A 14,742-nucleotide genomic window follows, 5' to 3' on the forward strand; every position below is an offset into this window, starting at 1 on the left:
TCGCCGGCAAAGTAATCGCCAAGGGAACCTACCCCGGCACCGGAACCATCACCATCACCGCCAAAGCCCGCACCGGCTACACCCTCACCCCCGGCACCACTGCTAAGTGGAGTGCCACCTTCAGCCCCAAGAAGGCGGCCTATACGCCACCAACGAAGTCTCCGTTCCGCGACGTATCAACCAGCCAACAGTTCTACACTGAAATGGCCTGGCTCGCAGAAAAGGGAATTTCCACCGGATGGGCCGAACCTAACAACACCCGCAGCTACCGACCCCTGCAGTCCATCAGCCGCGACGCCATGGCAGCATTCATGTACCGCATGGCAGGCTCACCGGCCTACACACCACCGGCAAAGTCCCCCTTCCGCGACGTATCAACCAGCCAACAGTTCTACAAAGAAATGGCCTGGCTCGCAGAAGAAGGCATCTCCACCGGATGGGCCGAGCCGAACAACACCCGCAGCTACCGACCCCTCCAGTCCATCAGTCGAGACGCCATGGCAGCCTTCATGTACCGCATGGCAGGATCACCCGTCTACACGCCACCGGCAAAGTCCCCCTTCCGCGACGTATCAACCAGCCAACAGTTCTACAAAGAAATGGCCTGGCTCGCAGAAGAAGGCATCTCCACCGGATGGTCTGACAGCACCTATCGGCCGCTTGAGCCTATTAAGCGCGATGCCATGGCTGCCTTCATCTACCGGTTTGACGCAGCGGTCTAACCCCACGGCTAAAACCTGATGGCAGCATCGGTCGGGGCGCAAAGTCGCACAAACGGCTCGGCGCTCCGACCGGGACATACTTTCCTGATTGCTCCACTATTCAACCCGCCACTAGGCCGAAGGGTGCAGCTTCTTGTCGGCCCGACGTCGACCCGGACGGTGAAGCCGACCCGTGGCTAACGCGGCCAACCAGACCGACAGCCCACCGATGGCAAGACCGGCCGGAACATCGAGGATGTAGTGCCACCCGAAGTACACGGTGGCTAGTCCTGTCAGCGAAACGTAAATCCACAACAGCCACCGCACGGGCCTCGGCAGCCGGATGAGGTGCGCCATCAGGGCCGCGGTGAACATGATGGATACGTGCAGTGAAGCGAACGCCGCAATACCCTGGACCGACTGCGTCGCATGGGGGTCAACGAGGACGGCCAGCCGGTTTTCGTAAAGGGAATCCTGGAGGGCCGACGTCGCGGTCACCGGCAGATCAGCGAAGGAAGACTCCTCAACGTAGATTGGTCCAAGCGACGGCAGCATGTAATAGGTCGCGGTTCCAAGAATCCAGTTGAAGCACAGGGCGCTCACGTACCACGCTCCGCGAGAGAGGTCATCGGACCAGACCATGGCGACGGCCAGCGAAACGGGAACGAAAATCAGGAAGGACACGTAAATCACTGAGAGAACCTCGGCCGTGATGCCTGTTCCCAGAAGCTCGTGGAGAACGTCGCTCGGGTTGCTTCCGCCAGCGAACCACCGGTCGGTGTTCACCAGCACCGAGTCTGTGAGACGGTCGCGAAGAAACGGCAAAAAGCTCTTGAGGTTCCGGTACGCCACATAGGCGAGATAAAAGCTCGCCATTCCGGCGGTGATGGCCGCCACTCGAGGCATAGTCCAGCGAGACTTAAATACCTGGCCTATCGTTCCAAGGATCTCCCCGGCCCGTGGTCGCTGGGCAAACACCCGCGGCACCACGTCGACCACCATCACCAGGACAACGATCAGCGGCAGACGAACATAGCTCGGCCCCAGAAATCCGTCGGGATCACGCACTGGAAGTCCATTGATCACTGCTGTGGCAAGCATCAACACCATGAAGGTCATCGTGGTGACCAGCGGGATCCCGAAGAGGCGACGCCATGGCGAAATGGCTCGCGTGCCCTCATTACTCATTAGTAGATTTTATCGTGCGAGAGCGTCGTTACATTCCAAAAACATGTGTTATAGCTCGCAGTAAGCCAAGCCCTACTGTTTTGCCGACGCGAGCACCGACGCCAGTAGCCCCGGGAAGACGGCGTCCAGGTCTTCCCTGCGCAGGCTGTTCATTCGGGCGGTACCCTCGTATCGCTGCCGCACAAGGCCAGCCTCGCGCAGGACACGGAAATGGTGCGTGCTGGTCGATTTGGTGACCGGAAGGTGAAAAGCACTGCAGGACAGTTCGGCGCCCGAGTCCGCCAAGGTTGCCACAATGCTCAAGCGAAGTGGATCCGCGAGCGCATGCAGCACTTCGGTGAGACGGAGCTCATCGGGCAGTGGATGCCCTACCTGCCGCGGGAGGGGTTCTGCACTCATGCCGAGCTCCTTCACATTACCAACTAGTACGACGAAAGTTGTACTAAGACTTCCATCGTTGTACGTTGATTATCGTACCAACCAATCGACCGATAGGCATCGCCATGGCTGACTCAACACTTTTTGACACCACCACCGTCGGGGGTCTGCAGCTCGCCAACCGCGCCGTCATGGCCCCGATGACCCGCTCCCGGGCCGACGACGACGGCGTCCCCACCGACATGATGGCCACCTACTACGCGCAGCGCGCGTCAGCCGGATTGATCATCACCGAGGGCACGCAGCCCAACGCCTTGGGCCAGGGCTATCCCTTCACTCCAGGCCTGCACACTGCCGAGCAGGTTGCTGGCTGGCGCTCCGTCACCGACGCCGTGCATGCCGAAGGCGGCAAGATCTTCGCCCAGATCATGCACACCGGCCGCATCGGTCACCCCAGCCTGCTGCCCGACGGCATGGTCCCGCTCGCCCCCTCAGCGGTCCGCCCGGCCGGCCAGGTCTTCACCGCCGACGGCATGCAGGACTTCGTGGTCCCCCAGGCCATGACCGTGCAGGACATCACCGACACCGTTGCCGATTATGCCACGGCTGCCCGCCTCGCCGTCGAGGCCGGGTTCGACGGCGTCGAAATCCACGGTGCCAATGGTTACCTCCCCCACCAGTTCCTGGCGAGCGGCACCAACCAGCGCACCGACGAATACGGCGGCTCCCCCGTCGCCCGCACCCGCTTCCTCGTCGAAGTGATGCAGGCAGTCGTGGCAGCCATCGGCGCCGGACGCGTGGGCTTCCGCCTCTCCCCCGGCAACGACTTCAATGACATTGCCGAGGAGGACGTCCTGGACACCTACACGTCGCTCCTCGAGCAGTTGGTTCCCCTGGGTCCCGCGTACCTCCACATCGTCGAAGCCCGCGAGGACAAGGTCAACCAGCGCATCCTGGACCTCTGGGAGGGGACGCTCATCGTCAACCCGTCGCCGCTAGTCCAGAACCAGGAGGCAGCGGACAAGGAACGTGCCGACGTGTGGCTGGCACGCGGCGCCGACCTCATCGCCTTCGGGCGCATGTTCATCGCCAACCCCGACTTCGTGGAGCGGCTCGCCTCCGATGCCCCGCTCAACGAGGCCGACGGCAGCACCTTCTATGGCGGCACCGAGGTGGGCTACACCGACTACCCCACCCTCGTCACCAGCTCCTAGTACTGCGATCCCGGCCCGTCTGCCGTCGCTCCCGCGCGACGGTAGGCAGGCGGGACCGGAGCCCAGTCGTCACATTGCGCCGCCACGGCGGCCCCGGGACGGGTGTACTGTCCCGGCATGGAATCATGGATCCCGTGCATCTCCTCATTGACCAGGCAACCGCAGACGACGCCGAGCGGCTCGCCGAGCTGGCCGCTGTCACGTTCCCGCTCGCCTGCCCGGCCTCCTCGCGGCCCGAGGACATCAAGCATCACATCACGACCGAACTCTCGCCGGCGCGGTTCCGTCTGTACCTCGCCGATCCGGGCAAGAAGTTGCTGTGCCTGCGCGACGGCGACCGCCTCATTGCCTACAGCATGATCATCGAGGGCGACCCCACTGACGCCGGAGTGCTGGCGTCCCTCTCGACGTTTCCCACCATGGAGCTGAGCAAGTTCTACGTCCACCCTGACCATCACGGGCGTGGACAGGCCGCCCTGCTGATGCAGGCGACACTGGAGACGGCGGCCGGAAAGCGCGCGGCCGCAGTCTGGCTAGGAACCAACGACGAAAACCACCGGGCCGTCCGGTTCTACGAGAAGCACGGCTTCATCAAGGTGGGAGTGAAAACTTTCCGCCTGGGTGCCGGCGTCGAGAATGACTTCATCCTCGAACTGACACTGCCCGAGCGGAGCTAGCTTTCGGGTTCGGTTTTGAAGCCGATCAGCTTATGGCTGCCGTCGCAGTACGGCTTAATCACCGAAGCCCCACACCGGCACAGCGCAACCGTCTTGCGGCTGCGGCGGAGCTGATTGCCGTCCGGGTCGACAATGTCGAAGTCTCCACGGACCAGCAGCGGACCATCGGGGAAGGCAACGATGGTCTGCCGGGATCCGGTCGGTACCGCGGCGACCTCGTCACCGGCACCATCTTCGGCGACACTGTCGTCGCGCGCGTTGGCACTCATGCGGTGACCGAAGCCGAGGAGCGCAGCGAGGAGGTCCCCGCGTTCCAGGCGTCGAGGATGTGTTCGGTCATCCAGCTGTCGACGGCCATCGCCGCCGCGGCGCCGAAGAACACATCCTCGAGCAGCTCCGGCTCGGCTTCAATCAACCCACCGGCAAGGTCCCTGCCAGCGATCTGCTCGTGGACGGCGTCCGCCTCCACATGCTCATCGAAGTAGGCGGCGGTCGCATCGGTGAAGCCAAGCCGCCGGAATCCCCGGGCATACATCCGGTTCGCCTGCGAGGAGGTCATCTCGTACGAGGCGAGGTGCCCCACGATCGCGCCGCGAAGGCGCCGGTTGAGCCCGAACATCGACATCAGGTTCGACGACGCCAGCGTGATGGCGGGGACGGCGTCAAGGTAGGTGCCGTACCCGTCGTCGAGCCCGGCTTCCCTCATCGACTGGGCGTAGAGGGCCGAGTGCATCCGGTTGGGCACCCCACCGCCATACTCGTCGGCCTGGATCTCAACCAAGGCCGCCTTGGCCCGACCGGTGAGGCGGGGAATGGCCCACGTGTGCGGGTCGGCTTCCTTCAGCGTGTAGATCGACTTCTGGATCAAAAACTCGCCGATCTGCTCTTCGGTCGCCTGTTTGGCCACATACCGGGACATGCTCGGACCGCCGTCGCGACCGGTCAGCTCGAACAGGCCAGCCGCTACGCCGGCGCTGGTCGGCTCCGGCAGTTCCGGAAGTTTCACGATCGCCCGCAGTTGCGCTTCATAGGCCCGCTCCAGCAGACGCCGGACGGCGATCAGCCAAGGGTTCCACTCCCAGTCGCCGCCCGTACCGTCGATGCCGCTGTAGTGCAGCTCGAACAGGCAGAACAGTGTCAGCTGGAGGTCTTCATCAACGGCAAGATCGGGCGAGGCAGCAATGGCGTCCCGCACCACTGCGGCAAGATCGTCGTTGGGGTCCACGGCATCGGAGGCGCTGCGTTCAGGGTCATTCAGGATGTCCAGGAGCAGCGTGCTCACTGGGCCGCGAGGCTGAGGTTGTTTCATGACGGGACCCCTTTCATTGGGCGGTCAAACGTGAACTAGAGCAAGTCCTCAGCATACTTGCTATCCGGCCGGAGAGCAGCGGCGGACCGTTCAGACCGTTGTGACCCCGTGCACAGCATCGTGGCGGAGCACCGCGTGCACACCCCAGGTTTCGTTGGCAATCTGCGTGATCCTCAGGTCCACGACCGTGCTGGCCAGCGCCAAAGCGAGGGTGCGCTCCATGCCGTAGAGCTGCTGCATCCAGGTCAGCATCGCCTTGAGCGCTTCAGCCGTTGCGAGGTTGAGGTCGGCGTTGAAGCCAAACGTGATTCTTGCCGTCGGGGTGATTGCGTGAATCGTCCGCAGCGGGGCATCCTCGACGACGTCGAGCACCAGTTCAGTGGTCATTCCGCACTCAATCGCTGTGCCGCCCACTTCGCCGTCGCCTTGCGCGGCATGACCATCACCGATGCTGAGCAGCGCGCCGAGCACCGTCACCGGCAGAAAGAGGGTTGATCCCGCAGTCAGTTCCTTGCAATCGATGTTGCCTCCGCCGTCGGCGCGCGGCGGGGTGGTGGTGAAGTCACCGGGACGGTTCGGCGGCACACCGACGACGCCGAGGAACGGGTTGAGCGACACGATCTGCCCCAGCTGGTTGGTGGCCGTTCCCTGATTCACGTCGATATCCCACAACAACCATTGGGGAACCCCGCCGTCGACGTCGAGCAGGCGGGTGAAGGCATCGTCCTTGCGGCCCGCGTTGGTGAAGCCCCAGGGGTCCGGAGTGATGGAAACGAAGGTGATGGCCAGCACGCCGCCTGGTTGTGCGCCGGACACAGCGATGGGCCCGGTCAGGCAATGGCCCTTCCGTTCGGCGAAGAGTTGCGGCTTGTCCTCGCCGGGGACGGTCTGACGTTCCAGATGGCCCCACGCGTCGAGGGAGCGGACCCGCACTGCATCACCAGGATTGACCGTGAGCACCGGCGGATTGTCGCGGGAGAAAACCTGGGTGGCGGTGGCCGGGCTGGGCTCAAGAAAGGGAATGGTCATGGGGTCAGCCTACGATGCCCTGATGGGAGGTTCAGTTCGTGAGGATCCGCAAGGCCATCAGGCAGGTCGCCTGCCCCTCCAGAGTGGAGAGGGACAACTTCAACAACCCTTCGAGTTTCCCGATCCGCTGGCTCAGGGTGTTCCGATGGATGTAAAGACTCGCAGCAGCCCGGGAGGGTTGCGCGTCGTGGGCGAGGAAGCACTCAAGGGTGTTGAGCAGGCCCAGCGAATGGGTGGAATCGTAGGCGATCACCGGAGCCAACAGCTTGCGCGCCCCTGCCCGCGCCCCATGGGTAGCGGTTGAGGCGATCAGTGCGCTGATCCCCAGCTCAGGTGCAATGGTTGGCCCGGTCACGGTCGCCAGCAAATCCTGGGATTGGTAGACACCGAGCCGTAGCTCATCGGTGCTGGCACAGGGGCCCTTGAGCACCACCGCCTGGTCCGGCATCTCATCGGTGAACCAGCCCAGGAGCGACTCAGGGGTCACCGCGCCCCCAGCACCTACCGTCCGCGGCTGCTGGGCAAACGCGAACAGGGTGCCGCTGCGCACCTGGACCCTGACGACGTCGAACACTGACTGCAGCATCAGCCGGGTCTTCCAGGCATCCGACAGGGTGCCGTGGCCGGTGCGGGCCGCGATAACAACCGTCGCCTCGTCGCTGAGGAGCCCGGTGGACCGCACGGTCTCGGCGAACTGCTCCAGCGCAACCCCCTTCCAGTCGGCCACCTGGTCCAGCAGCGTCACCAACTCGGATTGCTTGGACGTGGTGGTCAGCAGCGCGGTCTGCAGCTGCACGGCAATGATCGACGCGACGGGCGCCAGCAGGGTGGAAATAGGATGCTCCACCTCGGCACCCCGCACCACCAACTGAAAGGAATCCCCTGTCCCCATCGGCAACGGAACCGTGGCATCCATCCCTGCCGATGCTGCCACCTCCAGGTCCTCCTGACTCCAGGCTGACCGTTCCGGCGACCTGGCGATCACCGCACCGAGGGCGTCGGCAATCGCCACCTCACCCCTGACCGCCGCCGCGACCGCATCGAGGATGACTGAAAGTCTTGCCCCCGATGACGCGAGACCGGCGCACGTCTGGGCGAGCTCCCAGGACCGGGTGATCGCGGTGAAACGCTCGGACTGCAGCACATTGGTGACGTGGCGATGCACCTGAAGGAACGGGACAGACCGCGGGATCTCCAGCAGGGGTAGATCGTGGTCCGCTGCTGCGCGCACCAGCCCCGGCGGGATGAGGTGGTGGGCGAATCCGGTGCCGAACGCCACCGCGGCCACCTGTACCGAGACCAGCCGTTCCACATAGGCCGACCAGGTGCGGTCATCCTCGATATTCAGGCCGATGCCGTTGGTCAGGAGCAGGACGTTTCGGCTCAGGAACGGGGTGGGATCGATAGTTTCGGCCGGGGCGCACCAGCTGATTTCCCGGGCTAGCCGGTCCCTCGAACTGGGGGTATGGAGCCGGAGTTGGAGAGTGTCTTCGGATAGCAGATCAGCAATAATCATCGAGTCCACCTGTGCATGTGCCCATCAAACCGGATTATCCGAGGGCGGAAGTCCACTATATCGGCTGCGCCGGCGGCTACTAGTGTGAAGCGCATGACTTCGCCAGCTGTGACCCCTGCCACCAGCAAGCCAGGCCCCACCCTGAATTCAGACATGGGTGAATCCCTGGGCTTGCACTCCTTCGGCAATGACCTTGCCCTGATGGACACCGTGGACGTCATCAATGTGGCGTGCGGGTTCCACGCTGGAGACCCCGACACCATGGCCGCAACGGTGTCAGCTGCTGCCGAACGGGGACTCGGCATCGGCGCCCACCCAGGGCTACCCGATCTGGTCGGTTTCGGCCGCCGCGAAATGAAGCTGACCCCCGACGAGGTGGAGAACATCCTGCTGTACCAGGTGGGAGCCCTCCAGTCCTTCCTCACCGCCGCCGGCGCCACCCTCAACCACATCAAACCCCACGGATCCCTGTACGGCATGCTGTCCCGGGACCGGTCTCTGATGACTGCCGCGGCCAAGGTCGCTGCCCTCTATAACGTGCCGTTCTACGGTCTGGCGGCTACCGAGCACCAGGCTGTCTGCGACGAACTGGGTGTGCAGTTCGTCAGCGAACTCTATGTGGACCTCAACTACGGCCCGGAGGGGCAGCTTCTGATTCAGCGTCGCCCCGAACCCACGGACCCCGTCAAAGCGGCTGCACGGGTGCGCCGCGCGTTGGCGGATGGCGTCGTCGAGGCATCGGATGGCTCCGAACTGCACATCGAATTCCAGAGCATCTGCGTACACTCCGATGCACCCAACTCCCCCGACGTCGCCGCCGCCGTGCGCGCCGCTCTCTCCGAGTAACACCCCACCTGTCCAAGCAGCCCGAATAAAGCACCGAAAGGCCACCCGTGACCGACATCATTTCCCCACTTCCCGGCATCTTCTACCGCAAGCCCGGCCCCGACAAGGAGCCCTACGCCACCGTCGGAGATCGGATCGAGGCCGGCCAGACGGTCGGCGTCGTGGAAATCATGAAGCAGTTCTCCGAAGTGCGCAGCGACGTCTCGGGGATACTCGAAAGCTTCGCCATCGAGGACTCGGGGACCGTCAACCCCGGCGACGTCATTGCGACGGTGACCGAGGGATGACCGTGGACAAGCTGCTGGTCGCGAACCGTGGCGAGATTGCCGTCCGGATCATCCGCGCGGCCCGCGAGCTGGGTATCAAGACGGTGCTGGCGGCCAGCGAACCCGATGAAGGCTCCTACGCAGCACAACTGGCTGACGAGGTCCACATCATCGGCCCGGCACCGGCGGGGAAAAGTTACCTCAATGCAGAAGCGGTCCTTGAGGCGGCGTCGGCCACCGGATGCGACTCCCTGCACCCCGGCTACGGATTCCTGTCCGAAAACGCCGGGTTCGCGCGGGCCGTGGTTGACCGGGGGCTGACCTGGATCGGTCCGTCCGCCGACGCCATCGAGCTCATGGGCAACAAGTCCCGCGCCCGGCAGGCGGCCAAGGCCGCGGGAGTCCCCACCCTGCGCGGCAGTGACGGAGCTCTCACACCGGACAGCGACACCCTGGGGATCGCCGAAAAGGTGGGCTATCCCCTCGTGGTCAAGGCCTCCGCAGGCGGTGGCGGCAGGGGCATCCGCCTCGTCACCGCAGCAGCCGATCTCCTGTCGACCGTTGAAATCGCCCAGGCCGAAGCCCAGGCGGCCTTCGGGGACTCCACCGTGTACCTTGAACAGTTTGTCCACCGCGCCCGGCACGTGGAAGTCCAGATCATCGGCGACGGCGCACAGGTCATCCACCTGGGCGACAGGGACTGCTCCCTCCAGCGCCGACAGCAGAAGATCGTCGAGGAAGCACCGGCCCCCGGGCTGCCCGACGACGTGAGGGCAACCATCCTGGCCTCCTCCATCGAGCTGGGCCGCCAATGTCACTACAGCGGGCTGGGAACTATCGAATTCCTCTACAACCCTGACACCCAGGAGGCGGCGTTCATCGAAATGAACACCCGCCTGCAGGTGGAGCATCCCGTCACGGAAATGATTACCGGCCTGGACCTGATCCGTGAGCAGATCCTGGTGGCGCGCGACGGCGCACTCCGCCTCACCCAGGAGGACATCGGGTTCAGCGGCCACGCCTTCGAGTTCCGGATCAATGCCGAGGACCCCGAAAACGGATTCATGCCCAGCCCCGGCACCCTGGAGCGGCTCCAGTGGCCAGGAGGGCCAGGCGTCCGCATCGATTCAGGGGTGGTGGCCGGGTCGGCCGTGGCCCCCTTCTACGACTCGTTGCTGGCCAAGCTCATCGTCTGGGATTCCAGCAGGGACCAGGCAATGGCCCGGTCGTCCGGAGCGCTCAGCGAGGTCCTCATCTCCGGGGTGAAGACCACTCTCCCCCTGCTGAAGGCAGTCCTCGCCCGGAGCGAAGTGGCCGCCGTCGAGCACCACTCCAAATTCATCGAAACCACACCCGACCTGTTAGGAGCTAATGCATGAGTGCCACAGCCCTGCACCTGGACGCCGCCCGTTACACCTGGGGAGGAGACGAGTTCCTCTTCGTCGAAATTGCCGAGGGAATGAGCCTCGCTGCCAATTTCAAAGCCAACGCGATGGCTGCCGCGCTCGGGTCCCGCCACCTACCGGGGATCACCGACATCTGCCCAGCCAACGCGTCAGTGCTGATCCGCTTCAACCCGGACGACCTCCCGCCCAACACCCTTGAAAAGGCTGTCCGCAGCGTCGAGGCCGAGGTGGCGCAGATGACGCAGCCCACCCTCCAGACCCGCATTATCGAGGTGCCCGTCTGGTACGACGATCCGTACACCCGGGAAACCGGTGCTCGATTCCGCTCGGGACATCAACGTCCGGAGGGCAACGACCTCGATTTCGCGGCCGAGGAGAACAACCTGGCGTCGCCAGCCGAGTTCATCAGCCGTCATCACGAGTCGCCGTGGCTGGTGTCGATGGTCGGTTTTGTGGCCGGCCTGCCCTTCATGTTCCAGATCGTTCCGCAGGAGAAACAGCTCGAGGTCCCCAAGTATCTGAGCCCCCGCACCGACACTCCCGCCCTGACCGTCGGCCACGGCGGTTGCTTCGCCTGCATCTACTCGGTCCGCGGCGCCGGCGGGTACCAGATGTTCGGGATCGCTGCGGCACCGATCTTCGACCCTGCCCAGCGCCTCTCGGACTTCGACGACTTCATGATCTTCTTCAAACCCGGAGACATTGTGAAGTTCAAACCGGTTGACGAAGCCGAATACCGGCATATCCAGGAGCTTGTTGCCGACGGGTCCTTCACCTACCGGCAGGCGCCCGTGGTGTTCGACCTCGAGCGGGCTCTCGCCCACCCCACTGAATATAACAAGGAGATCATGGAGCACCTCAATGGCCATTAGGATCACTGAACCCGGGCTTGCCACGACGGTCCAGGACATGGGCCGGCCCGGCTACTATCACGTCGGCATCCCCCAGGGCGGGTCAATGGACCAGCTGTCGGCGGAGATGGCCAACGCCCTCGCCGGCAACACGCCAGCGGAGGCCGTCCTGGAATGCACCTACATCGGACCCCGGTTCACCACCGATAACGACGCCGTCATCGCCGTCGCCGGCGCCCCCGTGAACGTGCTCGTCAACGGGGCTCCCCGGGAGCAGTGGACCCGGCTTGAGCTGGTCGCCGGCGACGAGGTGTCCTTCGGGATGATCCGCGCCGGAACCCGCTACTACATCGCCGTCCAGGGCGGAATCGACGTCCCGGTGGTGCTGGGCAGCCGTTCCACCTACGCGTTGGGTGCCATGGGCGGATTCGAGGGGCGCACCCTCAAAGCGGGCGACACCCTGGACATCGGGGCGGCTGGATCGGAACGCCACGCCTCGGCTGCGGACTTCATCGACGAGTCCCTCCGGCCAACCTTCGCCAAGGAGATCACGGTGCGAGTCATGCCCGGCCTGTATGACCATCGGTTGACCGAGGAAGGGCTGGACACGCTGTTTAGCGCCACGTGGAAGCTAACGCCCGTCGCTGACCGGACGGGCCTGCGATACTCCGGCCCGTCAGTCTCGTGGAAGCCGCGGGTCCAGCCGTTCGGTGCCGGTTCCGACCCGTCGAACATCGTCGACGCCGGCTACGCGATCGGCTCCATCCAGATTCCCGGCGGCAAGGAACCCATTGTGCTCCACCGCGACGCAGTCTCCGGCGGCGGCTACGCCATGGTGGCCACCGTCATCAGCTCCGATATGGATCTGCTGGCGCGGAGTGCTCCGGGAACGCGGACAACCTTCACACCGGTCACCATGGAAGAAGCCCTTGCCGCCCGCGCGGAAGGGAAGGAGATCAGGTCCAGAATCTGGGGGTCAGCTGGCCAGTGAACGCTGCGATTCGTCGAGGGGGGCCGCTGCGCTGCTTTCACGAACAAAGAGCTCGGGGGTCATCCTGACCGACTCGACCCGCTCGCCGTTAATGACCCGCCGCAGCATCAGCATCGCCTGACGGCCAATCTGGAACATCGGCGAGCGCACCGAGGACAGCGGAATAGGCAGCTGCGCCGCGAGCGAGGTGTCGTTGAAGCCGACGACGGCGATGTCCAGGCCCACGGTCAGGCCATGGGCGCGGAAGGTTCCCATGGCTCCGATCGCCGCGAAGTCGTTGACCGCGAAAACCGCTGTCGGTGCCGGACCGGGCTGCCCCACGATGGTTTCCGCTGCGTCCCTGCCGCCCTCAGTGTCGAAACGCGACCAGATCACCGAGCTGTCCGGAAGCTCGCCGCCGAGATCCCGCCAGCGCTGCCGGAACCCGGCGGTACGGTCAAGGGCAGTGCTCGCATACGGTTCTCCGGCGATCAGGGCGACACGGCGGTGACCTGCCTGCCACAGGTGGTCGGCCACCAATTCACCACCAACGACGTCGTCACACGTCGCCGAGGGAAACCCCGGGTGCCGCCGGTTCATCAGCACGAACGGGATGTGCCGGGCACGAAGGTCCGGTAACAGGTCACTACCGGCATGCACGTCGCCGAGGATCAGGCCATCCACGCGGCGGGCCAGCATGATCTCGGCTTTGCGGCGCTGCTCATCGGTACTGTCATGTGAATTCATCACAAACGTCGAGTAGTTATTTTCGGCTGCCGCTTCCTCGATGCCCTCATACATGGTGGCCAGCACAATGTCGGAGAGCCGCGGCACGATCACGCCGAGGGCCCTGGTGCGGCGGGTCCTGAGGCTCTTGGCCTGGGGATCCGGCGAATATCCGCGCTCGCGGGCAAGGTCCCGCACCTTCTGGGCTGTGGCTGACGACGCGGCACCTTTAGCGACATCCGACGTCGAGTGCAAGACCCTGGACACCGTCGAGGGGTGAATGCCCAGCTCGCTGGCAAGATCCTTCAGCGTGATTGGCGCACGGCTTGATCCTGATAAATCCATAAAGCTCCCCTCCGTCCTGCCCTTGCGTGGTAGATCGATTGTTTCAGACGTGAAAACTTTTGCCCTAACCCTTGACGAGATCCAGATCACATCCTATTCTTTTTCTCAGCGCAACCCAAACGATTGGGTTGTATGGCCCACAGGACAAAGACTGCAGCTGTTGGGGGCAACCGACACCGTACGCGCGTCCTGGCCGCGACTGACTTGCTGCTTACCCAAACGATTGTGTAAAGGCGTGTCGACGAGATGGAGGTGATCATGAACGCTGGTGAGGAACAGTACGTGGTGCTGCTGGCTACCGGTGGCACCATTGCTTCCCGCAACTCTGCCGCTGCCGGTGGCGCGACAGTCGCTGAGGACTCCGGCGAGGTGCTGCTGCAGAGTACGGGGTACGGATCGATCCCGGTCAAAGTGGTCGATGTGATGCGGAAGGGCTCCTACCGGCTCACCTTTCCGGACATGCTGACAATTTGCTCTGAGGTCAAAGCGGCGCTGAGCGACCCGCGCGTGGTGGGCGTGGTTGTCACCCACGGAACCGACACCACCGAGGAAACCTCCTACCTGGCCGATCTCCTCCACAACGATTGGCGGCCTGTGGTCTTCACTGGCGCCCAGTACGCCGCCGATCACCCCACCCCTGATGGGCCCGATAACCTGCGGCGGGCTATCGCCGTCGCGTCCGCCAGCGACGCGGGCGGGCGGGGCGCCCTGGTCAGTTTCGCCGGGCAGATCTTCCACTCGGCGGGGGTGCGGAAGGTCCACACCACCGCGCACGCTGCCTTCGACAGTCCCGACAGCAGCCCAGCCGGAAGTGTTACCGACACCGGCGTCGTGTCGATGGACTCCCGCCCGGGCCGCTTCGACCCCCTGCCCGCCCCCCAGACAGGCGACGACGTCGGTTTCCCCCGAACCGACGTCGTCGCCTCCTACCCCGGCGCCGATGCAGTGATGATCGAGGCTGCACTGGCGGCGGGGGCAGCAGGAATCGTGCTGGAGGCCACGGGGATCGGCAACGCCAACCCGGTCATATGCGCGGCGGTCGCGGAGGCGACGGCCGGAGGCGCCGTCGTCGTCACCAGTACGCGGGTCCATGCCGGACCCGTGGTGCCGGTCTATGGTACGGGCGGCGGGAAGGACCTTCTCGCCGCGGGGGCGGTACCGTCCGGCCTCCTCCGCCCCGGGCAGGCGAGGATTCTGCTGCAACTGCTTCTCAGCCTCGGGATGACCCGCCCCCTTATCGAACAACATTTCCACCGGCGGGGCCTCCTGGTCCCGCAGGAGAGCGACACCCTGACCGCTTTGACCCCATCGAAAGGTTGA

16 protein-coding genes are annotated in these 14,742 nt (G+C 64.4%); 9 read left to right on the top strand and 7 right to left on the bottom strand.

All coding sequences use genetic code 11. The features are described 5' to 3' along the window. A partial coding sequence (locus IWX62_RS09755) for an S-layer homology domain-containing protein (protein ID WP_333483337.1) occupies nucleotides 1-722 on the top strand: 722 nt, incomplete at its 5' end. A 111-nt stretch (nucleotides 723-833) separates the two neighbouring features. Here IWX62_RS09755 and IWX62_RS09760 read toward each other — a convergent pair. Both IWX62_RS09760 and IWX62_RS09765 read right to left on the bottom strand, forming a co-directional pair. Then, entirely contained in the window at nucleotides 834-1,889 is a 1,056-nt protein-coding gene (locus IWX62_RS09760) for a phosphatase PAP2 family protein (protein ID WP_196841217.1), read from the bottom strand. A 72-nt stretch (nucleotides 1,890-1,961) separates the two neighbouring features. Beyond that, the gene (locus IWX62_RS09765) at nucleotides 1,962-2,288 is read right to left on the bottom strand and encodes an ArsR/SmtB family transcription factor (protein WP_196841218.1); all 327 of its coding nucleotides are present in this window, start codon (nucleotides 2,286-2,288) and stop codon (nucleotides 1,962-1,964) included. A 104-nt stretch (nucleotides 2,289-2,392) separates the two neighbouring features. On the opposite strand from IWX62_RS09765, the gene IWX62_RS09770 reads away from it, so the two are divergent. Together IWX62_RS09770 and IWX62_RS09775 are read left to right on the top strand one after the other, a co-directional pair. After that, a complete protein-coding gene (locus tag IWX62_RS09770) occupies nucleotides 2,393-3,481 on the top strand; it encodes an alkene reductase (RefSeq protein WP_196841219.1) in 1,089 nt (362 codons plus the stop codon). Between the two features lie 125 nt (nucleotides 3,482-3,606). Next, complete coding sequence (locus IWX62_RS09775) at nucleotides 3,607-4,158, top strand: GNAT family N-acetyltransferase (RefSeq protein ID WP_196841220.1); 552 nt, start codon at nucleotides 3,607-3,609, stop codon at nucleotides 4,156-4,158. On the opposite strand, the gene IWX62_RS09780 is transcribed toward IWX62_RS09775, so the two are convergent. From IWX62_RS09780 to IWX62_RS09795, 4 genes are all read right to left on the bottom strand, one after another. Further along, entirely contained in the window at nucleotides 4,155-4,427 is a 273-nt protein-coding gene (locus IWX62_RS09780) for a CDGSH iron-sulfur domain-containing protein (RefSeq protein ID WP_196841221.1), read from the bottom strand. The genes IWX62_RS09775 and IWX62_RS09780 overlap by 4 nt on opposite strands. Further along, complete coding sequence (locus IWX62_RS09785; RefSeq protein ID WP_196841222.1) at nucleotides 4,424-5,467, bottom strand: iron-containing redox enzyme family protein; 1,044 nt, start codon at nucleotides 5,465-5,467, stop codon at nucleotides 4,424-4,426. Before IWX62_RS09785 ends, IWX62_RS09780 begins: the two co-directional genes overlap by 4 nt. 90 nt (nucleotides 5,468-5,557) lie before the next feature. Continuing rightward, nucleotides 5,558-6,496, bottom strand: coding sequence for an acetamidase/formamidase family protein (locus IWX62_RS09790; RefSeq protein ID WP_196841223.1), 939 nt, complete (start codon nucleotides 6,494-6,496; stop codon nucleotides 5,558-5,560). Nucleotides 6,497-6,527: 31 nt separating this feature from the next. After that, entirely contained in the window at nucleotides 6,528-8,012 is a 1,485-nt protein-coding gene (locus tag IWX62_RS09795; protein WP_196841224.1) for a PucR family transcriptional regulator, read from the bottom strand. 93 nt (nucleotides 8,013-8,105) lie between these two features. On the opposite strand from IWX62_RS09795, the gene pxpA reads away from it, so the two are divergent. From pxpA to IWX62_RS09820, 5 genes are read left to right on the top strand one after another with little or no spacing between them, the layout of a single operon-like run. After that, nucleotides 8,106-8,858: a 5-oxoprolinase subunit PxpA gene (pxpA, locus tag IWX62_RS09800; protein ID WP_333483338.1), complete on the top strand. Its 753-nt coding sequence runs from the start codon at nucleotides 8,106-8,108 to the stop codon at nucleotides 8,856-8,858. Between the two features lie 47 nt (nucleotides 8,859-8,905). Continuing rightward, nucleotides 8,906-9,145, top strand: a complete 240-nt coding sequence (locus IWX62_RS09805) for an acetyl-CoA carboxylase (RefSeq protein WP_196841225.1) — start codon at nucleotides 8,906-8,908, stop codon at nucleotides 9,143-9,145. Continuing rightward, nucleotides 9,142-10,503, top strand: a complete 1,362-nt coding sequence (locus IWX62_RS09810) for an acetyl-CoA carboxylase biotin carboxylase subunit (protein WP_333483339.1) — start codon at nucleotides 9,142-9,144, stop codon at nucleotides 10,501-10,503. The genes IWX62_RS09805 and IWX62_RS09810 overlap by 4 nt, the downstream gene beginning before the upstream one ends. Then, entirely contained in the window at nucleotides 10,500-11,402 is a 903-nt protein-coding gene (locus tag IWX62_RS09815; RefSeq protein WP_196841226.1) for a 5-oxoprolinase subunit B family protein, read from the top strand. The genes IWX62_RS09810 and IWX62_RS09815 overlap by 4 nt, the downstream gene beginning before the upstream one ends. Next, the gene (locus IWX62_RS09820) at nucleotides 11,392-12,372 is read left to right on the top strand and encodes a biotin-dependent carboxyltransferase family protein (RefSeq protein ID WP_196841227.1); all 981 of its coding nucleotides are present in this window, start codon (nucleotides 11,392-11,394) and stop codon (nucleotides 12,370-12,372) included. Before IWX62_RS09815 ends, IWX62_RS09820 begins: the two co-directional genes overlap by 11 nt. On the opposite strand, the gene IWX62_RS09825 is transcribed toward IWX62_RS09820, so the two are convergent. Beyond that, a complete protein-coding gene (locus IWX62_RS09825; protein ID WP_196841228.1) occupies nucleotides 12,358-13,422 on the bottom strand; it encodes a LacI family DNA-binding transcriptional regulator in 1,065 nt (354 codons plus the stop codon). The genes IWX62_RS09820 and IWX62_RS09825 overlap by 15 nt on opposite strands. Before the next feature lie 258 nt (nucleotides 13,423-13,680). Here IWX62_RS09825 and IWX62_RS09830 point away from each other — a divergent pair, with 258 nt between their 5' ends. Continuing rightward, nucleotides 13,681-14,742 carry an asparaginase gene (locus IWX62_RS09830; RefSeq protein WP_196841229.1) on the top strand — a complete coding sequence of 354 codons (1,062 nt, stop codon included), beginning with the start codon at nucleotides 13,681-13,683 and terminating at the stop codon, nucleotides 14,740-14,742.

The sequence above is a fragment of the Arthrobacter sp. CAN_A1 genome, assembly GCF_015751665.1.
Classification (GTDB): Bacteria; Actinomycetota; Actinomycetes; order Actinomycetales; family Micrococcaceae; genus Arthrobacter_D.